We start from the raw sequence: 22,371 nt of genomic DNA, 5'->3' as shown, positions 1-22,371 counted from the left end.
GCCGGCGGGCGTTCGCCACCGTGTCCATTGATCCAGCACACGACGCACCGGCCGGTCATACCAGCGCTCCGCCAGGGTGCTGACCAGCAGACGTCCGGCGAGTGATCCGGCCAGGATTATTTCGGTCGTTCCAATACGCGGTCTGCCGTTCCTGGATCTACTTGGGTTGGCTGCCAATTTCATTATACTTCTTCGAGAAATCCGGTCTCGGTGCAGACGGAGACTGGCAACCGGGACGATTCCGATGATGAATGATCGCGACTGGCGGGCCTGTCCGATTTGCGCTGCGCACGACGGGCGCGTGGCCTTCCCCTATGCGATCCGGTTTCACGATCAGACGTTCGACTATGTCCGTTGCGGCGCGTGCGCCAGCGTCTTCGTCGACCCGGTTCCCGACGATGCGACGTTCAGCCGGATGTACGAGAAGTCAGCCTACCACGACCCCCATTACCTCGACTGTGAGTCGCCGAACTATGACCGGTCGGCCGCCCTGCTGAAACAGTTCCTGCCCGAGGGGGCGGCGGTGCTCGATTACGGCTGCGGTCTGGGGGCCCTGCTGACGTCTCTGGGACGGGCCGGATTGACGCCAAGCGGTGTGGACTTTGATCCGGAGGCCGCCCGCTATGCGGGCGAGCGGGCGGGCTGCAAGGCTGTATCGGTCGCTGAATTCGCGACCAGTTTCGCTCCGGCATCATTTGACGCCATCCATTTCGGCGACGTGCTTGAACATCTTCCGGCCCCGGTCGAGACGCTGCGGGCGTTGTTGCCCTTCATCAAGCCGGGCGGACTGCTGTCGATCGAGGGGCCGCTGGAGCAGAATCCCAGTCCGGTCTACTGGACCGCGCGGGCCTTCGGCCGGCTCAAGCGGGTTTTGAGACCGGACCATGTGGGTGAGGGTGTGCCCACCCACCTTATCCGGGTCGATGCCCGCCAGCAGAGGCTGATGATCGATCGCGCCGCGCCGGGCCTGGAATGTCTTCACTGGCAGATCAGCGAGATGGGGTGGCCCTATGTCGGAGGCGGCGCGCTCAAGGGGGCCGTCGCCGCGCTCGCGATCGCCTTGGGTGGCCGCGCCTTTGCCGGGATGACCTTCGGCAACCGGTTCCACGGCATATTCCGGATTCCGGGGGACTGAGGCGGGCTGACCGGCCTCAGCGCCCCTGTTCGTCGCGCCAGGCCTGGAACATCAGCACCGTCCAGAGCCGGGCGTCATGATTGCGGCGGCCGCTCTGGTGCTCGTCCCAGGCCTGCCGGACGGTCCGGACGTCGAAGATGCCCTCGTCGCGCAGCCGCCGGGGGTCGAGCAGGGCCTCGCCCCAATCGCGCAACCGGGTCCGCAACCATTGGCCCACCGGGACGGCGAAGCCCTGTTTGGGGCGTTCCATCATGGCCCGCGGCACATAGCGGTCCAGCACGTCCTTGAGCACCAGCTTGCCCTGGTTGCCCTGGACCTTCATGGCCATCGGCAGGCTCCAGGCGAAGTCGAAAACCCGGGTGTCGAGCAGGGGCACGCGGCCTTCCAGGCTGACGCTCATCGTGGCCCGGTCCACCTTGGTCAGGATGTCGTCGGGCAGGTAATGCAGGGTGTCATGGAGCATGGCCCCGGCGGCGAAATCCTGGGCCAGCAGCCCGGCCCCGGAATCAACGTTGATCCCGAACGCCCCCGGCTGAGTCAGCACATGGGCCGCGTCCGGCCAGATTGACAGCAGGGCCTGATGAAAGGCCGGCCGATCGGCCGCGCCGATCACACCGGCCAGCTTGTGCAGCTTCTCCCCCGTCCGTGCACCGCGCGGCATCCGCATGACACCGGCGAGGTCATCCCAGAACGACGGCGGGACCAGGGTCAGGCCGGCGGCAGCCAGCCGACGCAGCCCGAGGGGCAGCGTCTCGATCGTACCGGCGACCCGGGCCCCGTAGAAATAGCGGTTATAGCCACCGAACAGTTCGTCGCCGCCGTCGCCGGACAGGGCCACGGTGACCGACCGGCGCGCCAGCCGGGCAACCAGAAGGGTCGGAATCTGCGAGCTGTCGGCGAACGGCTCGTCATAGATGGCCGGCAAGCCCGGCACGACATCCAGCGCGGCATCGGCGTCCAGATAGAGCTCGTGATGGTCGGTACCCAGATGGCTGGCGATGGCCCGGGCGTGGACGGCCTCATCATAGCCCGACTCCCTGAAGCCGATGGTAAAGGTCTGGACCGGCCGGTCGCTCCGCGCCTGCATCAGGGCCGTGACCAGGGTGCTGTCGATGCCCCCGGACAGCATCGCCCCGAGCGGAACGTCGGCCTCCATGCGCAGGCTGACGGCATCGCGCAACAGTTCGTCGAGCGCCGCCGCCGCCGCATTCCGGTCGCCCGTGAACGGATTGGCGCGGGCCCTGTCCGCGGCGGTCCCGGCACACCAGAACGGCACGCTGACGATGTCGGCACCGGGAACCGCGTCGATGGAGACGCTTATCGAAGTCCCGGGCGCGACCTTGCCGATGGACCGGTAGATCGAGCGGTGGCCGGGGGTGACGCCATTGCGGACGAATCCCGCCAGCCCTTCCGGGTCCAGGGCATGGTCGAAGCCGGGTACCACCCTCAGGGCCTTGAGTTCCGAGCCGAACACCAGGCTCGCGCCCACCCAGCCGTAGTAGAGCGGTTTCTCGCCGAACGGGTCGCGCGCCAGGGTCAGGCGACGGTCGCGGCGGTCCCACAGGGCCATGGCGAACATGCCGTTCAGGCGCGGCAGAACCGCCTCCACGCCCCAGTGGGCGATGGCCTCGATCAGGACCTCGGTATCGGAATGGCCACGCCAGGCGATGGTCCCGACCGCGGCTTCCAGCTCGGCCCGCAGGGCCCGGTGATTATAGAGTTCCCCATTGTAGGCGATCATCCAGCGCCCGTTGGCCGAGGCCATCGGCTGGGCTCCGGCCTGGCTCAGGTCGAGGATCGACAGGCGCCGATGGCCCAGGGCGATGCCGGCGGCCTCGTCGATCCAGGCGGTGGCGTCGTCGGGACCGCGATGGGCGAGGGCGTCGCGCATGCTCACCAGCCGGGCCTCGGCCCCCGGTTCCATCCCACGCGGGCTGAAAAAGCCGGCGAGGCCACACATCAGTAAAAGGTCTCCATCAGGGGTTTGAACTTGTACGGAACCCAGCCGAAGGCGTTGTCTGCGAAATTGATCCAGACATAGAAGGTCACGGCATAGGCGATGAAGATGGCGAGGGTGATCAGCCGCTGGGTCTTGATGTCCGGGGCCAGGGCGTCGGGCAGGCGCGAGAAGACAAACAGCTGCAGCGGCAACCAGTAGAGGGCGATCCGGTCGACGGCCGTCGAGGACGGCAGGACAACCAGCAGGACCGGGAAGGCCAGGGCGATGACCGACAGCCAGGTCCAGAGCGTCCGTTCCCGCTCGTCGAGCTGGAAGCGCGGGCGAAACAGCAGGAAGGCCCCGGCGGCCAGCACGGTCATCAGGACCCGAACCAGTGCCCCGGTCGAATTGTACTCGGCCTCGACATAGTTGGTGATGAAGGTGTCGGCCTGTTCGCGCAGGAACAGGAAGAAGGCGGCCCCGGCGGAGATACCGACCCAGACCATTGTCCAGAGGCGGTTCCTGGCCTGGGCGAGGGCCGCGATCGGCACGAACAGGGCTGCCGAGGAGTGGAAGGCGGCCCCGACGGCGATCACCATCACATAACGCAGAACCGAACTGCGTTGCAGGACAATCAGGCCGATCATGATGAACGACAGGGCGATGCCCTGGCGGATATAGCCCATGCCCAGAACCACGATCATATAGGGGAAGGCGGCGGTGAGGGCGAGCCAGGGCCGGGGCTGGTTGCGACAGAAGACGGTCAGGCCGACGGCCATGGCGATTCCGCTGAACATCGTCACGGTAGTCATGCCGCCCCCGCCGTTGGCGGCAAAATAGGTCAGGAGGCCGAATCCGGGATCAGGTCTGGAAAGCGCGTATTCGAGGTTGGTCCAGCTCAGGCTGTCGACCATGGCCACATAGGCGAACCAGTCTCCGCCGGTCTCCCAGCGCAGGCCGATCATGCAGGCGACCACCACCATCATCAGGATCCACGGCGCATCGATCATGTTGCGCAGCGCGGGCGGCCGCGAATGCTCCACCAGGGCGAACAGGCCGCAGAGGAACAACAGTATCCAGTAGAGGGCCATGTTGTCGGTCGGTCTCCGTATGCAGGCCCTCCGGTCGGCGGGACTGTGCCCGCGCCTGAGGCTCTGTCCTGCGGTAGCCGCCAATGGCGCGGGAGACAATGGCCAGAGGCCGGCCCGGGCCACAACTTCCGCCGCAAACGGGCGTCCGGTCAGCCAGGACCTCCCCTCGTTCCGGTAATCCGGCGGGTTCATCCGCATTCCTCGCCCATTCCGGATATGCCAAGGTGCGAACCGAAGCCGGACAACGGGAAATGCCTGGGATGCCCTCCAAAATTATCGACGCCCGCCAGACAGCCAAGGCCCTGCGCGAGCCGACGTTGATCTCGTTTGTGGATATGGCGCGTTGGCTGGCGGCGATGATGGTCATGCTCGCCCATGCGCGAAACCCGTTGATCATCGGCTATGGCGAGCTCGCGGCCGGCGATCAGAGGCCCTGGGTCCAGGCCTGGTTCTGGCTCACCGGATTCCATGCCCAGGCGGTTCTGGTCTTCTTTGTCCTGTCCGGATTCCTGGTCGGCGGCCTGTCGATGGCGCGGGCGGCGGACGGGCGATTCGAGTCGGGCGGCTATGCGATTGATCGCATCGCCCGTCTGTTCATCGCCTTCCTGCCGGCCCTGGCCCTGACCTTCGGTCTTGACTGGATCGGGGTGCACTATTTCGGCGGTACGGGCCTCTACGACGGCACCCATCCGATGGTCATCGCCAAGAGTCATGGCCTGGCGTTTCAGGACCTGTTGAGCGGTGGCGTGGTGTTGGGCAACATTACCATGCTGCAATACTATTTTACGCCGGTTCTGGGCAGTAATCAGCCGCTCTGGACGCTTTCAACCGAGTTCTGGTTCTACATGGTGTTCGGTCTTTGTCTGACCGGCGCGATCGCGCGCGGACGCACCCGCTACGTCAGTCTGGCCCTTGCCCTGGTCGCGGTCGCGGCGCTCGGCGGGATGTTCGTCAGCTATCTGGGCCAATGGCTGGTCGGCCTGGCCGTGGCGATGATCTATGCACCGCGTCTGTCCCGGCCGGTTTCGGCAACGATTGCCCTCGTCCTCTGGCTGGCCATCTGCCGTTTCCAGGACGCCGCGATTGACGCCGATCTGGCGCTACGCATGACGACGGAATACGTCACCGCCATCCTGTTCGGCTGGGTCCTGCTGTCGATGCGAGGGCGCCGTATCGTCGTGTTCGAATGGCTCGCACCGTTCAACAAATTCATGGCCGACTTTTCCTACAGCCTCTACCTCGTGCATTTTCCGGTCCTGATCTTTGCGACCGCCGTCCTCGGCTCCGTGACCAATATCGCCGGATATCGCGAGGGTTTCCGGCCCACGGATCCCGTCGGTATCGCCAGCTATGTCGGTATCATCATCCTGATTCTGGCGGTCGCCTGGCTCTTCGCCCAGTTGACCGAGCGCCACACCGCCGACCTGCGCCGCTATCTGCGGCAGCGGTTTCATCAGGCGAAGGGCCGGACGCCGCACATCGCGCCGGAATGAAACCGGCCTGGTCGACGCCGTCTGGTGCCGGAGAGAAATGTTGTGGTGGCCATGAGCTTTCGCCTAGAAGAACCCCGCCGTCCGGCCACGCCGTAGCTCCAGGGATTTCATCATCGTGACCGTCCGGTCCTTCGTCAAAAAGATGACGCCGCGGCCGTTGCGGACGGCCCTGAGACGCGCCCTGACCTATGTGCAGCGACTGATGACCTGGGCCTGGGTCATGACATCGGTGCGGGGCCTGACAGCCGCAGATCAGCGCGCCCTTAATGCCTCATGCCGCGCCGCGCTCCGCAATTCGGCCCGTGACCTCGACGTTTGGTGTGATCCAATCCTGCTTTCGGATTTGACGGCCAAGGTCGAGGGGATCGGGATTTTTCGTCTTCGCGCCCGGTCCGACGACCTCTACCACGTAGTGCCGCGTCGAGAATTCCGGGTCCTCGAGGCACTGGACCGGCACCTCTGTGCGGGAGATGTTGTCGTGGATGCAGGCGCCAACATTGGATTCTTCACCGTGGCCGCGGTGCGCCGTATCGGCGCGGCAGGACGTATTGTCGCTGTGGAGATGATGCCTGATACCGCTGTGGCCCTGCGTGAACATCTGGCGTTGAACGGCGTGGAAAATGCGACCGTCATCGAACGTGCGCTGGCTGATCGTGCGGGACTCCATGTTGAGGCGACAGTCCGGGACGGGCATTTCGGACAGGCCACCATCGCCCTGGCTTCGACGCAGGGCGGCGGGCGTCAGGTTCAGGTGGAGACCACGACTCTCGCTGATGTTCTGGCGGACCTGCCCACGGTAGCCGTCCTTAAGATCGATATAGAAGGCGCGGAACTTGCTGCCCTTCGCGGCGCTGGATCCGCCCTGCAGAAGGTAAAGGTGATCCTGTTCGAACAGCTGGATAGCAGTCCCGAGGTTCCTGACCATCTGAAGGCCATGGGCTTTGACGTCACCAGCCTGGATGGCCGCAACCGGATCGCTATCAACCGGAACACCGACTTCGGCCCGCTGAGCGAACCGGTCCGGTAACTGCCGTGTATCGCCGGAAATCCAGCCATGATCGCGTGCCAGCGGCGGTGGGGGCGGCGGCGGTCCTTCCGGCAGACTCCCGGCGGTCAGTCGGTGGCCGGGGCCAATGTGTACGCGTTGGCCGGCGCGGCCTCGCATGAGGGTATCTGTCTTTGCCAAACCTCTGGGCCGCATCCTTTCGCTGACCTCGGCATCGGCGGCACGCAGTCTGTTGAGGGCGACCTTTGGCAGCGGCCTGCTGTGGTTGGTGGGAACCTGTCTGACCTTCCTGATCGGGGTCCAGCTCGCGCGCCATCTGGGGGCCGAAGGGTACGGGGTTTATGGCGTGGCCGTGGCCGTGGTGACCCTGCTCGGCGTGCCGGCTCAGTTCGGCTTGATCAATCTGACAACCCGCGAGGTGGCGGCCGCTAACGCCACAAACGATATGCCGCGGTTGAGCGGAATCCTCAGAACGTTTTCGGCCACGACCCTGATCTGTTCCGTCTGCGTGGGAATCCTTGCGGCGATCGTGATCACCGCCTGGCCGGGACAGCTGTCACCGGGTCTGCACCGGTCCCTGCTGATCGCGCTGCTGCTGCTGCCGCTGTTTGCCTTCAGTGCCCAGGTCGGGGCCTGGTTGCGGGGGTTTGAACGGACGGTTCTCGGTCAGGCGGTCGAGGTCCTGTTTCGGCCGGCCCTGTTCCTGCTGGTCTTGTTTCTGGTTCCGCTTCTGACCCATACGGCCCTGACGCCGGCCCTGGCGCTGGGTCTTCAGGCTGCCGCCGTCTTCGTCATCGTGGCGGTGACCATGGTTCTGATCTGGCTTCGGCTGCCGGCCGCGGTTCGCAAGGGACCGTCCCGCTCCAGCCCCAAGGCCTGGTTCCGCGCGGCCATGCCCATGATGTTCACCGAGGGCATGCGTCAGCTGGACGGTACCTATGGCGTCTTGCTGGTCGCGGCTCTGGCGACGACCAGCGACGCCGGCCTGTACCGGGTCGCCCTGTCCAGCATGGCGCTGGCAACGGCACCGATTTCACTGATCAATCTCGTGATCTCACCGTTCGTCGCCAAATTCTATGCGCGCGGTGACCGGCGTCAGCTGCAACTGTTGGTCACCGGCGCAGCCGTGTTTATGTCGGCCGGTGCCGGGGGGGTGGTCCTGGTGTTTGCCGTCTTTGGGCATTGGGCGCTCGGAACCTTCTTCGGTGCCGAGTTTGCGGCGGCCCAGCCCCTGCTGATCGTGCTTTGCCTGGCCCAGCTGGTCGCCGGTCTCTTTGGTCCCAGTGCCATGGTGATGACCATGATCGGCCGGGAACGAATCGTGGCCATCAGCTATTTGATTTCCGTGGTCTGCAGCATTGCCGTGGCTGCCGTCCTGGTGCCCCGGGTCGGTGCCATCGGCGCGGCGTTCGCCTATTTGATGGGCAATGTCATCCGGGGTGTCATAATGAACATCTATGCTTTTCGTCAGGGATTTGATCTGTCGCTCTTTTCGCTGGTTCGACTGCCCGGGCTTCTGCGCGCGCGTGGCTGAGGTGGTCGAGCGTGCACGGCGGCACCTGCGGGGGCGGCGGTCCGGACCGGATCGGGTCTGTTCGCGGACCCCATCCTCACCTGGAGTCGTTTGCCTTGCCTGAATCCCAGCTCTTGCCGGCTGCCCCGGTCACGAAACCGGGGTCGGGTCGTCATCTTGCCCTCTTCCTGCCCTCGCTGGGGGGCGGCGGGGCCGAGCGCGTCGCGCTGGATCTGGCCGGGGCCCTGGTCGACCGGGGCCATGAGGTCGATATCGTCCTGGCGTGGGCGAGCGGAGACCTGATTGATGAGGCGCACCCCTTCACGGTCGTCGACCTCAAGACCCGACGGCTGGTTCAGACCCTCCCGGCCCTGGTCCGCTATTTTCGCGATGCCCGACCCGACGCCCTGGTCGCCTTCATGTGGCCGCTCACCATCTATGCCGTTCTGGCCAGGCTGATGAGCGGCACACGGCCGCGGCTGATGCTGACCGACCATATCACCCTGTCCAATGCCTACGCCTGCCGCGGCCCTGTGCATCGGATGGTGATGCGGGCCAGCCTGTGGCTGGGCTATCCGTGGGCGGACAGTCGCGTCGCCGTTTCCAGCGGGGTGGCCGATGATACGGCCCGGCTTTCGGGTCTGGCGCGCGACCGGTTCGACGTCATCTACAACCCGATCAGCGTGCACCGCCCCGGCGCGGCGGACGAGACCGCGCCGCGACCGGACTGGGGCCCGGCGGATCGATCGCGAATTCTGTCCGTGGGCTCCTTCAAGCCGCAGAAAAATCCCCTGCTGTTGATCCGGGCCTTCGCTCGCCTGGTCCGGCAGCGCGATGCCCATCTGGTCCTGCTGGGCCAGGGGCCGATGCAGGCGGAGATCGAGGCCCTGATCGCGTCTGAAGGGCTGACGGATCGCGTGACCCTGGCGGGTTTCCAGGCGGACCCGGCCCCCTGGTACCAGTCGGCTGACCTGTTCGTGCTCTCGTCCGACTATGAGGGGTTCGGCAATGTGGTGGTCGAGGCGCTCGGGCACGGACTGCCCGTGGTCAGCACCGACTGTCCCAGCGGCCCCGCCGAAATCCTCGACCATGGCCGGTTCGGCACCCTGTGTCCGTGCGGCGACGCCGAGGCGCTGGCCGCGGCGATGATCAGCACCCTGGACGCCCCCGGGGATCGCGAAAGCCGGATCCGACGCGCAGGCGACTTCACCCCCGCCATCGCGGCGGCCCGCTATCTTGATCTGCTCTTTCCCGAACCTCGCGCCTGAAAGCGCCCGTTCCCCCGCTGACGAGACGAGAGTGAATGACGGTACTTCACATCACCCAGGACGGCATCACTGACCACATTGGTCAGTCGCAACTCGCGCCCTACATCCTGGGGCTCGCGGACCTGGGTCATGACATCCATGTCCTGAGTGCCGAAAAGCCGGGCCGGGAGGCATTGATCTCACGCTACCGGACTCTGTTCGACCAGGCCGGGGTGCGCTGGACCATCGTGCCCTATTACAACCGGCCGCCGGTCATCTCGACGGCCTGGGTCCTGTGGCTGCTCTACCGGGCGGCCGGGCAGATCGTGCGCCGGGAACCGGTGTCCGTCCTCCATTGCCGCGGACATCTGGCCGGGTTCGTCGGTCAAAGGCTCAAGCACCGGTTCGGGGCCCGCCTGCTGCTGGATTTCCGCGACTTCTGGCTTGACGTCCGCATCGACCGGGGACGCTTCCCCTGGGTGTATCGAATTCTCAAGCGGTTCGAGCCCGGCCTGATCCGGCAGTCCGATCAGATCGTCGCCCTGACCCGGCGAGCCGTTGAGCTGCTGCAGGCGCGCTATCCTGAAACCGCCGCACGCGGCCACAATGTCTATACCGTGATCCCCTGTTGCGCGGATTTCGCGCATTTTCGGGTCGACGAGGCCGTGACGGCCCGGTCCGCGGTCCTGCGCACCGGACTGGCCATGCCGGCCGGGAGCACGGTCCTGCTCTACCTCGGAAGTCTGGGTCCGGACTATCTGCTGAACCGGATGATCGCCCTGTTCGGTCAGCTGCGGGCGCTTCGGCCGGATGCGGTGATGCTGTTCCTCTCCAACAACGGTGAGCCGCTGGTCCGGGATGCCGCCACGGCCGCCGGCCTGCCCGCCGACAGCATCCGGTTTGCCAACTCGGGACGCGACGACGTGCCGGCCTATATCGCGCTGGCCAGCCTGTCGGTGGTCTTCATCAATCCTGTGCACAAGGAAGGGTGTTCGCCGACCAAGCTGGCGGAGCTTCTGGCCTGCAATGTGCCGGTTGTCGCCAACACGGGAGTCGGTGATCTGGACATCCTGTTGTCGCCGGATGCCAACGGCTCGGTGGTGGTCGAGGATTTCGAGCCGGCGACGCTCCGGGCGGCGCTTGTCTCGGTCCTGGAACGGCGCGACGGCCGCGAAGACGGCAGGATCAGGGATGCGAGTTGGGGTTACTCTCTGGAAGAGGGTGTGAAACGCTATCAGGCTGTCTATGATGCCCTCGGTGAGGTGCCGGCGAGCGTCTGACGAGCGTGGCGTGTGCAGTGAGGGTCCGGGACGTCGTCGTCGCGACTGACCAATTCCGCCCTTGTCGCTATGCGCGTCAACGCTCGGGAATCATGGCCCGATCCGGCCTGTTGTCACGTTCGTCTGCAGACGGCGATCCTGGGTGGAATTGAGCGATGTTGAACGTTGTCGTCATCAATGGAGGTCGCGGGGCCGCCTCGCTGATCCCGGCGCTGCTGGATCGTCAGGGGCTGTCGGTCACCTCGGTCGTCAATGCCTATGACGACGGAAAGTCGACCGGGGAAATCCGCCGCGTGTTCGACATGCTCGGCCCGTCGGACCTGCGCAAGGTGCAGGAACTGATGCTGCCCGTGGACGACCCGCACCGGGACGCCAGCCAGGCCCTGTTCGCCTACCGCTACCCGGTCGGCCAGGATGCGGCCGCCTGCCTGGCCGATATGCGCCGGTTCGCGACCGGCGGGGACACGATCGCCGGTATCGAGATCGAGAGTGGCGCGGTGCGCAGCGCGCTGCAGCGATTCGTGGGCGAGTTCGTCGACGGCCTGGAGGTCATCCAGAAGGCACGGGGACTGACGTTCGAGTTCGGCGACTGCGCCCTGATGAACTGTCTTTACGCCGGTGCCTTTCTCGCCTGTGGCCGGGATATGGAGGTCACGACCCGGGCCTTCGATCGACTGTTCCGCCTGCGCGGCACCGTCCTGCCCAACAGCGTCGAGAACAAGTGGCTGACGGCGCTGCGCGCCAATGGCGAAATGCTCTACTCGGAGGCCGAGATTGTCGAACTGCGATCGAATGTCCGGATCGACGGCCTCTATCTGCTCGATGGAACCCTGGACCGCACCGCGTTCGAACGCCTGTCGCTGGATGAGAAAAAGCATTTCCTGGACCGTCACCACACCGCGGTGATGGCCTCGCCCGGCGTCGTCCTGGCGCTGCAGCAGGCGGATATCATCATCTATTCCGCCGGCACCCAGCACAGTTCCCTGTATCCGACCTATATGTCCCGGGGCGTGGCCGAGACCATCGCGGCCAACCGTACGGCTCTGAAGGTGTTCGTGACCAATATCGGGGCTGATTACGAGACCCCCAGCTACCTGTCGTCGGACTATATTCTCGGCGCGCACCGCCATCTGTGCCGGCCGGACAGCCGGGACTATCCGATGCGCGATCTCTTCTCCGCCGTGCTCATCAACAAGAGCCGCCTGAAGGCCGACGAGAGCTATGTCGAGGATGACGTCGACCGTTTCGCCGACATCCCCGTGCGCCGCATCGTCGACGCCTTCGAGTCCGAGGCGTCGCCAGGCAAACACGACGGCAGTCGGGTCACCGGCACCATCCTGGCCCTGTATGATGAAGGCGGCTTCAGCCGATGACGCCTGCAGGGCTGGCGCAATCCCTGCGTTCGCGGCGGCTGTTGATCTTCGATCTGGACGGCACCCTGGCTGATACCGGCACCGCCCATGAGCGGGCCTTTGCCGAGGTTCTCGACCCGCTGGGTCTGGCGTTCCGCTATGCCGACATCGCCGGAATGACCACCGAGGCGGCCCTGGCCCGGATCGTTGCCGCCAACCAGACGCAACTCGACGCGGTGGTGATGGACGACCTTGCCCGGCGCAAGCGGGTGATCGCCCGTGAGATCCTGTCGCGGGACCTGTCACCCTTTCCGGGACTGGTCGCCTTCCTGGATTCGGTTTCCTGGGCCCGTTTGGCTGTCTGCTCATCAGGATCCAGGGGCACGGTGAACCAGTCGCTGCGCACCATGGCCCTGGCGGACAGGTTCGATCCGGTCGTCTGCGGCGAGGATGTCACGCGCGGCAAGCCGGAGCCGGAGCCCTTCCTGCGGGTGCTGGACCTGGCGGGGGTCACCCCCGTCGACGCCCTGATCTTCGAAGACTCCCCCAGCGGACTGGCCTCGGCCCGCGCGGCGGGGATCGACGCGATCCGCATTGACCCGGAAGCGCAGGGCGTGGCCCTGGATGCGGACGCCCTCGCGGTCTGCGCCTGGCCTGCCCTGGTTCGCTCGCTGAAGGAGACGGTCGCCTGAAAGTCCTGGCCTGTATCGTCACCTACAACCGGATCGACCTGCTGGAGCGGTGTGTCGACGGCGTTCGTGCGCAATCCCGGCCGGTCGACGCCCTGCTGGTGATCAACAACGGCAGCACCGACGACACCGTCGCGCGCCTCGCCGCCCGGAACGTCGATGTCCTGACCCAGGACAATGTCGGCTCCGCCGGAGGCTGGAGCCGCGCCATCGCCCATGCGCTCGAGAACGGGTTCGACGCGGTCTGGCTCATGGATGATGACGGTTGTCCGGACCCCGGTGCGCTGGCGATTCTTGCCGACAACCTTACCCCGGACAGGGCCTGCATTTCTTCGGTGGTCCTGCAGGAGGATCGTCCGACCCATTTCGTCTTTCCCTTTCCGCGGCTGGACCGGGACGGGCAGCCGGCGATCTTCGCCTGGCCACGCAAGACCCCCACCCTGGCCGGGCTGCAGGCGCAGGCGAAGGACGGCATCTATCCGTTCGCCCATCTGTTCAACGGGGCGCTGGTATCCTGTGTCGCGGCGCGGGCCGTGGGCAATGTCGAGACCCGCTATTTCTTCTTTGGCGACGAGGTCGACTATTTCATGCGGCTGTCCGCCTGGGGGCCGGTCGTGTCCCACCTGGACGCGAAACACTACCACCCGGACGTCACGCGGCGGCCGATCAACGAATTCCGGCTCTACTACTATGTGAAGAATACCCTCATCCTGAACCGGCTGTATTTCAACAAACCGCTGCTCAGGAGCATCCTGACCGTCGGAGTGGGCCTGGCGCGGCTTCGGGCACGCAGCGGCTGGAAGAGCCTGTTTTCCATGACCGTCGGCGCGCAACGACGGGTGTTGTGGAAGGCGATCGCGCGTGGTTTCCGCGGACAGGTCGGGGATGATCTTCATGTCTAGATGCAAGGCGCTGGTCGTGGCGGCCGGGGCGGGCACCCGCGCCGGCCTGCCCTATCCCAAAACGCTTCATCCGGTGCAGGGACGACCCATCCTGTTGCGGATTCTCGACCTGCTGGCCCCCTATGATCCGGAACCGACTGTGGTGGTGAGTCCGTCGGGGCGGCCGCTGATCGAGGCCTGCCTGTCCGGGGCCGGACGGCGGGCCAATCTGATCGAGCAGGACGAGCCCCGCGGTATGGGCGATGCGGTTTTGAGATTCGATACCGCGCCGGGAGCCTCGGAGGTCGATCGGCTGATCCTGATCTGGGGCGATCTGCCATTCATCCAGCCGGAGACCCTGGCCGCCACGGTGCGGGCCGCCGAAGGCGGGGCGACGCTGGCCTTCCCGACCCGTTGTGTCGACCGGGCCTATACAAGGGTCACGCGTGATCCGGCGGGGCGGGTGACCGACCTGGTTGAAACCCGTGAGGCCGGACTCGAGCCGACGGTCGGTGAGCGGGATATCGGCGTGTTCGTGTTCGACAAGGCACCCGTGTTCGACCTGTTACGGCAACCCCTGCCGGACCGGCTTGGCGGGCGCGGTCTCGAGCATGGCTTTCTGTATATTGTCCGCCACCTGTCTGCGGCAGGCCTGCCGGTCGAGGCCCTCCCGGTCGCGACTGACCTCGATCTGATTTCGCTCAACCAGTTGTCTGACCTTGACGGATTCACCTAGGGCCGTGTGGACCCGCAGACCTGCGGATCCAGATCAGGCCCGCAGTGTTCAGCCGTGCGGGGAGGGGCCTGGTCGACCCGGGAATATCGACCCGAAAACCGTCGCGGCCTTCGGCGAGGAATGGGACGCCTACGATCAGACGGAGCTGGGCGAGCCGGAATGGCAGGCGATGTTTGATCGCTATTTTTCGATATTTCCGTTCGACGCCCTGCCGGCCACGGCGGAGGGGTTTGATCTTGGCTGCGGTTCAGGGCGCTGGGCTACGCGCTCGGGGTCCTGCACCACATTCCCGATGCGGCGGCGGCGATGCGTGACTGCGTTCGCAAGCTGAAGCCGGGGGCGCCGTTGCTGGTCTATGTCTACTATGCCTTCGACAATCGTCCCGGCTGGTTCCGCGCGCTCTGGCGCGTCACTGACCTGGGCCGGGTCGTCATCTCGCGCCTTCCGTTCGGATTGCGCCGGGCGGTCACCACCGGAATCGCCGTCCTCGTCTACTGGCCCCTGGCTCGCGGAGCGGCCCTGGCCGAACGGCTGGGGATCCGTGTCGAGGGATTGCCGCTGAGCGCCTATCGTCACAACAGCTTCTACAGCATGAAGACCGATGCCCTCGACCGCTTCGGGACCCGCCTTGAGCAACGCTTCAGTCGCGCCCGGATTGCCGCCATGATGGCCGATGCCGGCCTGGTGGATGTGCGGTTCAGCGTTGGCGTGCCGTATTGGGTCGCCTGCGGAACCCGGGGTTGACGTGATGTCCGCTAGGTCGCCACAACTTTTACTTGGGCGATCTCCGCAATATATCTTCAATAACAGGGGTGTAGGGAAAGAAAATTGCCGAATTGCCAAGTCAAAAAACTTGTTGTACGGGATTCGTGCGCTTGAGGAGGCTGGCCTTCGATTCAGGAATCGAAGTTTCTTCGGTGCGCGTCCCTTCCCCTGAAGAATTCCGGTAGCCTTCCCAGATGTGCGGTGTTGTCGGCATTCTCAGCGCGCGGCCCGTTGACGAGCGCCTGGTCCGGTCCATGGCGAACAGCCTGGAACATCGCGGTCCCGATGCCGAAGGGGTCTGGATCGATTCCGACGCAGGGATCGGTCTCGGCCACCGGCGTCTGGCGGTCCTCGAGCTCTCGCCGGCCGGGGCCCAGCCCATGGCCTCGCACTGCGGCCGCTATCAGCTGAGCTTCAACGGTGAAATCTACAATCATCTCGAGATCCGCAGGGAACTCGAAAGCACGGGGACCATCCCCTGGCAGGGGCGGTCGGATACCGAGACCCTGCTGGCGGCCTTCGCGCGCTGGGGCGTAAAGGCTACCCTGGCCAGGGCCGTCGGCATGTTCGTCATCGCCCTGTGGGACCGGCAGGATCGCCAGCTGACCCTGGTCCGTGATCGTCTCGGCGAAAAGCCGCTCTACTATGGCTGGATCGGCGGCGACCTCGTCTTCGGGTCCGAGATCCACGCCCTGCGCCGCCATCCCGGTTTCGAGAAACGGATCGACCGGGACGCGGTGGCCCTGTATCTGCGCCGCAACTATCTGTCGCCGCCGTATTCGATCTTTCGCGACATCTACAAATTGCAGCCCGGCTGCATGATGACGGTCAACGCCGGGGTGCTGGAGCACCGTCCGGCCAGCGCGCCTTTCGCCCCGACGACGGGACCGGGGATGAAGCTGGAGCGCTTCTGGTCGCTGGCCGAGGTGGCGGAGGCGGGACGCCGCAATCCGTTCGACGACGAGGAGCAGGCGTTCGAAACCATCCAGGAAAACCTGGTGGACGCCCTTCGCCTGCAGTCGGTGGCGGACGTCCCGGTCGGGGCCTTTCTGTCCGGCGGGGTCGATTCCTCGACCGTGGTCGCCCTGATGAGCCAGGTGGTCGGCAGTCGGGTAAAGACCTTCACCATCGGCTTCGAGGACCAGGCCATGGATGAGTCCCGCTTTGCGCGGGCCGTCGCGGACCATCTGGGAACCGAGCATCAGGAGTTGATCATCCGGCCGGCTGATGTCGTCGACACGATCAGCCGCCTGCCGCAGATCTATTCCGAGCCGTTCGCCGATTCCTCGCAGATCCCGACGGCGATCGTCTCGAACCTGGCGCGGCAGAGTGTGACCGTGTCCCTGTCCGGAGACGGCGGCGACGAACTGTTCGGCGGCTATGACCGCTATGCGGGGGCGTTCGGGCGATGGAACCGTCTGTCAGCGATCCCCGCCCCCCTGCGGCACGCGGCGGGCGGGCTTCTGGACGCGATGCCGTCCGGCCTGGCCAATCTGGCACTGCACGGGGTGCGGTCACAGCGTCGGGCGGCGGGCAATCCGGCCGCCAAGCTGGCCCACCTGCTGAAGACCTGCAATTCCCTGGAAGACGTCTATTTCCTGTATCTGGACGAGTGGGCGGCCGTGAAGGCGATCGTCCCCGGTGCCGGCGGCCTGGACGACCGCCGGGCCCAGCCGGAAGATCCCGGCCTGTCGCCGGGGGCGTTCGAGTCCATGCTCTACTGGGACGCGACCTCCTATCTGCCGGCCGACATCCTGTGCAAGGTGGACCGGGCGGCGATGAGTGTCGGTCTGGAGACCCGGGTGCCGATGCTGGATCACCGCCTGGTGGCATCGGCCTGGCGGATCCCGGACCGGGGCGCGACGGGACGACCGAGCAAGAATATTCTCCGGCGTATCCTGTACCAGCACGTGCCGCCGGAATTGATCGAACGGCCCAAGGCCGGGTTCGGTATCCCGGTCGGGAAGTGGCTGCGGCACGAACTGCGCGACTGGGCCGAGGACCTGCTGTCAGAGCAGAGCCTCAGGGACAGTGACCTGCTGGATCCGGTTCCGGTGCGGATGCGCTGGCGGGAGCATCTCGCCGGTCGCCATGACTGGTCGACCTCACTCTGGTCGGTGCTGATGCTCCAGGTCTGGTTGCGGTCGATCGACTGACAGAGGCTCCAGCGGGGTCAGGGTGGCCGGCGGTGAGCCGGCCCGAAGGCCGTCGGGCAGTAGTGGTCAGGCGCGTGGTCGTGACATTGCGTCCAAAGTCCTTCTATTCCCGTCGTTGCGCCGGTGGCGATAGTCACGACTGACGACAGGTCCTGCGTGGTGCCGGTTGCAAGATGTCCATTTATGGAAAGTGCTTTTATATCAGCTCATTGGTAAGGTTCATTGAGGGCCTGTATTGTTGTCGCTCCATAGAATGCCCATCGTCAATCGCCGCGTGCGCCGGATCGGGAGTTTACCTGCAAGGCCAAGCTCGTCGATGCAGCCATCATCTCGCAGAGGGAATTTCATCAGAACCCAAGACCCTCCAGACCGTGTCCAGGATAAATCGAGCATAAAGTTACTCTAGCCACACGATTTCACACCGGCTATCCGGGAGGAATGTCCCAAGCACAGCTACTGCTCGATGCCTGCCCACTCTGCGCAGCCGCCAGTTTTCGCCGGCTTCCCGCGTTCGTTCGCGATCATATCGTGCGATGTGAGGCCTGCGGGTTTAACTTCTCCGAGCGTATTCCGACAGCTGAAGAGTATGAAGCGGTATACGGCGAGGGCTATGACTACGCAGCGGAGGACGCCCGTCAGACCGAAGTCAATCGTGCCAATGAACGAGCCGTTGCGAACAGGCTTGCGCCTTATCTAAAATTGGGACGAGTAGTGGATGTCGCGGCTGGTGCAGGGCGTTTGCTGCTTCAGCTTGGAGAGCTTGGCTTCGAGCCTCACGCGACTGAATTCAATGAAGAGCGCCTTAGATATTTGCGATCAAAAGGGATTAAGGCTCATGAGGGTGGTTTATTCCCGGATCTTCCTGCTGAAAGTTTTGATGTCGTAATATTTACGGAAGTCATTGAGCACATCAATAATCCAATTCCTGTACTTGCAAATATAGCGAATTTGCTTCGTCCGGGCGGCGCTTTGTATGTGACGACGCCAAATTTTGACTCACTCGAGCGAAGGTTGCTTGGGCAGGACTGGGGTATGATATTGTTTCCGGAGCATATTACCTATTGGACGCCGCGACATATTGATCAAGCGATGAAAAATGTGGGCCTGAGTCGAGCCAGCCTTAAAGCCCAGGGGGTCAGCCCTTTTCGAATTCTGCAGGCGCTTCAGAAGCGCGGCATTGGAGAGAGTTTGTCAGCGGAGGCCGGGTCTGATCGCGTGCAGGCCGCTGTCGCAGGCAACCCGGGGCTTGTTCTGGCCAAGAAGGCAGTCAATGGAGCTCTCATCGGCCTAGGTCTAGGGTCGAGCATTGAGGCGATTTATACAAAGTAGCCCAGTACTCGAAATCGGCCTGAGTGAATTTGGAATTGGCTAGGCGTTTTGCCGCCAAGCTACGTTCAGCGGTGCTGTCATCAGCGTAAACCGGCATTCAGAATGTCCGCCAAGAGTATGTTGGCAAGCGGTGATCGAGTTGAAGACGGCCGGTTTTCGGCGGGTTCGCCCATCCAGATCGCAGGATGGTGTGTGCTCGAAAGACTTAATGAAAAACGAGTTATCGCGGTCGCGGAGATCCGCATTTGACGCTGACCTACGAGTTAGGGAGCTGATTTCCTATAATCAGCGCGCCCGTTTCGGCGGTGACCGCGGCGAGTTCGAACCGTTCCCGGCACATCCGCAGACCCGCCAGCCCCATCCGTCGTGCCGCTTCCATATCCCCGGCCAGGGCCAGCATGGCCTCGCCGAGGGCGCGTCCGTCCCGGGCGGGGACCATCAGGCCGTTCTCACCGTGGATGACCGTCTGCCGGCAGCCGGGCACGTCGGTGGTGATGATCGGCCGGGCCATGGCCATCGCCTCCAGATTGGTCCGGGGCGTGCCTTCCCGGTAGGAGGGCAGGACGAACACATGGCAGTCCGCATAGTAGGGCCGGGGATCGCCGGTCTGGCCCGGGGCCTCGATCAGGCCTTCGGCCACCCAGGCGTCGATCTCCGCCTGGGCGATGGCGGCGGGATTGGGATCCGTGCCGCCGACCAGCACGAAGCGGGCGTCGGGCAGGCGGCGTCGCACGTGACGGGCCGCCTCGATGAACTCCACCACGCCCTTGTCCCTCAACAGTCGGGCGACCATCAGAAAGCGCGGCGGACCGTCCGGCCATGGGCCCGGGACGTAGTGATCCATGTCGACACCCGACCCGTTGACCAGTCCGGTCGGGGTCGCCGCCGGCAGGGCACCCGTTTGCCGCAGGGCCGCGACATCGTCGGGGTTCTGGAAGATGGCCATATGGGCGCGCGCCAGGGCGGTCCGGTAGCCGTGGCGGGCGAGCCAGCCGACCAGGCGGCGTTTCAGCCCGGTCCCTTCGGTAAAGGCATAGCCGAGGCCCGGGATCATCACGCTGCGGCGTTTGACCCCGGCCAGGGCGCTCAGGATCACCCCATAGATGACCGGCTTGATCGTGTGGGCGAACAGCAGGTCGGGCTGCTCGCGCCGCAGGACGCGCCACAGGGTCATCAACGGGGTCAGGTCGCCGATCGGATCGAGCGAGGCCTTCTTCAGGGGCCAGGCATGAAAGGTCACGCCGCCGGCGGCGAACACGGCGGGATCGAACCCGTCGAGGACGGCGGCGACAGCCACGACCCTGTAGCCCCTGGCCTGGAACCATCGCATCAACGGACCGCGGAAGGCATGGAGATAGGCGGCGTCGGCGCCGAGAAACAGGATCGTCCTCTGCGGTGCCGCGCCCATCAGCGGGTCACCGGCCGCGATGGTCGAGATACCATTCGACGAAGGCCGGAACCCCGACCGAGATCGGTGTGGCCGGCTTGTAGCCCGTCAGGGCCACCAGCAGGTCGGGGGCGGCGACGGTCGAACGCACATCACCATCCTGCATCGGCAGGAAATTCTTCTTCGCCTCGCGCCCCAGCGTCCGCTCCAGCTCGCCGATATAGTCCATCAGGCTGCTGGGCGTGCCGCCGCCGATATTGACCAGGCGATAGGGGGCCACCGGAGACAGGCTGTCGCCCTCAACCGGCGTGTCGCCCGGAATGGTGGCGGACAGTCGGACAATGCTTTCGACGAGGTCGCTGACGAAGGTGAAGTCGCGCGACATGTCGCCGTTGCCATAGACGTCGATCGGCTCATCATCGAGGATCGCCCTGGCGAATTTGAACAGGGCCATGTCCGGCCGGCCCCACGGACCGTAGACGGTGAAGAAGCGGAAGAAGGTCGTCGGGATGCGAAACAGGTTGGCGTAGCTGTGTCCCATCAGCTCGGTCGCCCCCTTGGTCGCCGCATAGAGGGTCAGCGGATGGACGGCCCGGTCGGATTCCCGGAACGGCATTTCGGTATTGGCCCCATAGGCTGAACTGGTTGAGGCGGCCATCAGGTGTCTGGGCTGATATTTCCGGGCGGCTTCCAGCACGTTGAAGGTGCCGATCAGGTTCGACGACACATAGGTCTCGGGGTGGTCGATGCTGTAGCGGACGCCGGCCTGGGCGGCGAGGTGGATGACCACGTCCGGGCGGGCCTCGCCCCAGGCCTTGTCCAGGGCAGCGGCATCTTCCAGGTCGATACGGTAGACGCGGAAGGCGTCACCGTGCGTCTCCAGGATGGCGTTGCGCGCCTCCTTCAGGGCCACGTCATAGTAGGTGGAGAAATTGTCGACGCCGACGACCTCGTGCCCGTCGGACAGAAGTCGACGTGCCAGATGGAAACCGATGAATCCGGCCGTGCCGGTGATGAGATATCGCATGGGGAGTCCGTCTGGTTCAGGCGTGGCGGTGTGAGGACCGGAGGCGGCGGGTGGATCGGACGCCCTAGCGCACGCCGGATCCATGGGTGATGGTCCAGACGGTTCGCAGCGCGATCCGCAGGTCCAGACCGATCGACTGACGTTTCACATAATAGAGATCGTATCGCAATTTCGTCAGCGCCTCGTCGGCATTGGCCGACGGCGGGACATTGACCTGGGCCCAGCCCGTGATGCCCGGGCGGACCAGGCAGCGGTAGGCGAATTTGGGATGCACTTCCGTATAGTCGTTGTGAAAGGCATGAGCCTCGGGTCTCGGGCCGATCAGACTCATCTCACCCTTCAGCACATTCCACAGCTGCGGCAGTTCATCGATCCGGGTCCGGCGCAGGATGCCGCCGATCCAGGTGATGCGATTATCCCCCGGCACCGCGGCGGCATGTTTGGCCCCGTCAGCACAGGGGCGCATCGTGCGCAGCTTCCACATGCGGAACGGGCGGCCACCCAGGCCGACCCGCTGCTGGATGAAGAAGACGGGCCATCCGCTGGTGACGACGATGGCCAGCGAGGCCAGGGCGATCAGGACAAGGGCGAGGGGCGTCAGGACGATGACCCCGGCGATATCCATCAGCCGCTTGATCTCGATGTAGGATTCCTGATTGGTCGACGGCAGGTGCTCGAGTTCGAAATCCTTGATCGAAACCGCCCCGCTCAATTCCTCGAGATGGTCCTGGATGTGACGGACCCGGCAGCCCGACAGCATGGCCCGTGACAGGGCCCGCGCCCATTCACCGCTCACCGGTTCGTGCAGGTCGACCAGCAGCAGATCAAACGACCGGAAATCGGAGTCCGGATTGTGCAGGACGACGGCCCCGTCGACCTTGCTCTCGCGGGGCTTAACCAGCGGGGCGATGACGGCCACCGAGACCCCGCCGCTGCGATGGCGCAGCCAGATGATCAGCACGCTGAGCAACAACGTGGAGGGAATGGCCGTGGACAGTACCAGGCGTGAAAAGAAGTAGCGGCCCATCAGTATGATCAGGGCGTAGGTTCCGAACAGCACGACCCCGGTGATGATCACCTGGTTCAGCTTGTCCTCGGCGGAGCCCCGGACGGTCGCGGCCCGAATGGCCGTTGCACTGGACAGGGCGGCCATCACGGCAAGATTGATCTGCTCCTCAATAGGAACGGCCCCGTAGGGAATGTCACGAAAATAGACAAGCCCGCCAACGAGCCAAAGGGCTGCCAGCAATGCCAGGCCTGAGAGTATCCAGACAAATTTTAGGGACATAGTTCGCCGAATTTATTTTAGCGGGGTGCTACACTATTCACCAAAAAAGTCTAGGCG

Annotated in this window: 18 protein-coding genes; 13 read left to right on the top strand and 5 right to left on the bottom strand. The window is 64.8% G+C overall.

Features of this window, described 5'->3' with window-relative positions; genetic code table 11:
• Window positions 1-244: 244 nt before the first annotated feature.
• Entirely contained in the window at window positions 245-1,135 is an 891-nt protein-coding gene (locus PSV00_RS13695; protein ID WP_300448222.1) for a methyltransferase domain-containing protein, read from the top strand.
• 16 nt (window positions 1,136-1,151) lie between these two features.
• On the opposite strand, the gene asnB (PSV00_RS13690) is transcribed toward PSV00_RS13695, so the two are convergent.
• On the bottom strand, window positions 1,152-3,095 hold the full coding sequence (asnB, locus tag PSV00_RS13690) for an asparagine synthase (glutamine-hydrolyzing) (protein WP_300448219.1): 1,944 nt from the start codon (window positions 3,093-3,095) through the stop codon (window positions 1,152-1,154).
• A complete protein-coding gene (locus tag PSV00_RS13685; protein WP_300448216.1) occupies window positions 3,095-4,165 on the bottom strand; it encodes an EpsG family protein in 1,071 nt (356 codons plus the stop codon). The genes asnB (PSV00_RS13690) and PSV00_RS13685 overlap by 1 nt, the downstream gene beginning before the upstream one ends.
• A 260-nt stretch (window positions 4,166-4,425) precedes the next feature.
• On the opposite strand from PSV00_RS13685, the gene PSV00_RS13680 reads away from it, so the two are divergent.
• From PSV00_RS13680 to PSV00_RS13625, 12 genes are all read left to right on the top strand, one after another.
• A complete protein-coding gene (locus PSV00_RS13680; RefSeq protein WP_300448214.1) occupies window positions 4,426-5,658 on the top strand; it encodes an acyltransferase in 1,233 nt (410 codons plus the stop codon).
• A 115-nt stretch (window positions 5,659-5,773) separates the two neighbouring features.
• Complete coding sequence (locus tag PSV00_RS13675) at window positions 5,774-6,685, top strand: FkbM family methyltransferase (RefSeq protein ID WP_300448211.1); 912 nt, start codon at window positions 5,774-5,776, stop codon at window positions 6,683-6,685.
• Window positions 6,686-6,821: 136 nt separating this feature from the next.
• Window positions 6,822-8,198 (top strand): oligosaccharide flippase family protein, encoded by a 1,377-nt coding sequence (locus PSV00_RS13670; protein WP_300448209.1) that lies wholly within the window; start codon window positions 6,822-6,824, stop codon window positions 8,196-8,198.
• 95 nt (window positions 8,199-8,293) lie between these two features.
• The gene (locus PSV00_RS13665; protein ID WP_300448206.1) at window positions 8,294-9,445 is read left to right on the top strand and encodes a glycosyltransferase; all 1,152 of its coding nucleotides are present in this window, start codon (window positions 8,294-8,296) and stop codon (window positions 9,443-9,445) included.
• Between the two features lie 35 nt (window positions 9,446-9,480).
• Complete coding sequence (locus PSV00_RS13660; protein ID WP_300448203.1) at window positions 9,481-10,704, top strand: glycosyltransferase; 1,224 nt, start codon at window positions 9,481-9,483, stop codon at window positions 10,702-10,704.
• Between the two features lie 155 nt (window positions 10,705-10,859).
• Window positions 10,860-12,077, top strand: coding sequence for a 2-phospho-L-lactate transferase CofD family protein (locus tag PSV00_RS13655; RefSeq protein ID WP_300448200.1), 1,218 nt, complete (start codon window positions 10,860-10,862; stop codon window positions 12,075-12,077).
• The gene (locus tag PSV00_RS13650) at window positions 12,074-12,748 is read left to right on the top strand and encodes an HAD-IA family hydrolase (protein WP_300448198.1); all 675 of its coding nucleotides are present in this window, start codon (window positions 12,074-12,076) and stop codon (window positions 12,746-12,748) included. The genes PSV00_RS13655 and PSV00_RS13650 overlap by 4 nt, the downstream gene beginning before the upstream one ends.
• Window positions 12,700-13,647, top strand: a complete 948-nt coding sequence (locus tag PSV00_RS13645) for a glycosyltransferase (protein ID WP_366944677.1) — start codon at window positions 12,700-12,702, stop codon at window positions 13,645-13,647. Before PSV00_RS13650 ends, PSV00_RS13645 begins: the two co-directional genes overlap by 49 nt.
• Window positions 13,640-14,362: an NTP transferase domain-containing protein gene (locus PSV00_RS13640; RefSeq protein WP_300448195.1), complete on the top strand. Its 723-nt coding sequence runs from the start codon at window positions 13,640-13,642 to the stop codon at window positions 14,360-14,362. Before PSV00_RS13645 ends, PSV00_RS13640 begins: the two co-directional genes overlap by 8 nt.
• Window positions 14,363-14,668: 306 nt before the next feature.
• The gene (locus PSV00_RS13635; protein ID WP_300448192.1) at window positions 14,669-15,106 is read left to right on the top strand and encodes a hypothetical protein; all 438 of its coding nucleotides are present in this window, start codon (window positions 14,669-14,671) and stop codon (window positions 15,104-15,106) included.
• A gap of 215 nt (window positions 15,107-15,321) precedes the next feature.
• A complete protein-coding gene (gene asnB / locus PSV00_RS13630; protein WP_300448189.1) occupies window positions 15,322-17,283 on the top strand; it encodes an asparagine synthase (glutamine-hydrolyzing) in 1,962 nt (653 codons plus the stop codon).
• A 438-nt stretch (window positions 17,284-17,721) separates the two neighbouring features.
• Entirely contained in the window at window positions 17,722-18,612 is an 891-nt protein-coding gene (locus PSV00_RS13625; RefSeq protein WP_300448186.1) for a class I SAM-dependent methyltransferase, read from the top strand.
• A 256-nt stretch (window positions 18,613-18,868) separates the two neighbouring features.
• Here the strand turns inward: PSV00_RS13625 and PSV00_RS13620 are convergent, their stop codons facing one another.
• The 3 genes from PSV00_RS13620 to PSV00_RS13610 all read right to left on the bottom strand — a co-directional run bounded on the left by PSV00_RS13620 (window position 18,869) and on the right by PSV00_RS13610 (window position 22,275).
• Complete coding sequence (locus tag PSV00_RS13620) at window positions 18,869-20,020, bottom strand: glycosyltransferase family 4 protein (protein ID WP_300448184.1); 1,152 nt, start codon at window positions 20,018-20,020, stop codon at window positions 18,869-18,871.
• A 7-nt stretch (window positions 20,021-20,027) separates the two neighbouring features.
• Window positions 20,028-21,026 (bottom strand): SDR family NAD(P)-dependent oxidoreductase, encoded by a 999-nt coding sequence (locus tag PSV00_RS13615; RefSeq protein WP_300448181.1) that lies wholly within the window; start codon window positions 21,024-21,026, stop codon window positions 20,028-20,030.
• A 64-nt stretch (window positions 21,027-21,090) separates the two neighbouring features.
• Window positions 21,091-22,275, bottom strand: coding sequence for a sugar transferase (locus PSV00_RS13610; RefSeq protein ID WP_300448179.1), 1,185 nt, complete (start codon window positions 22,273-22,275; stop codon window positions 21,091-21,093).
• Between the last annotated feature and the right edge of the window lie 96 nt (window positions 22,276-22,371).

The sequence above is a fragment of the Brevundimonas sp. genome, assembly GCF_029945885.1.
Classification (GTDB): Bacteria; Pseudomonadota; Alphaproteobacteria; order Caulobacterales; family Caulobacteraceae; genus Brevundimonas.
The sequence above is the reverse complement of the archived record's forward strand: the minus strand, read 5'-3'. Positions and strand labels throughout refer to the sequence as shown.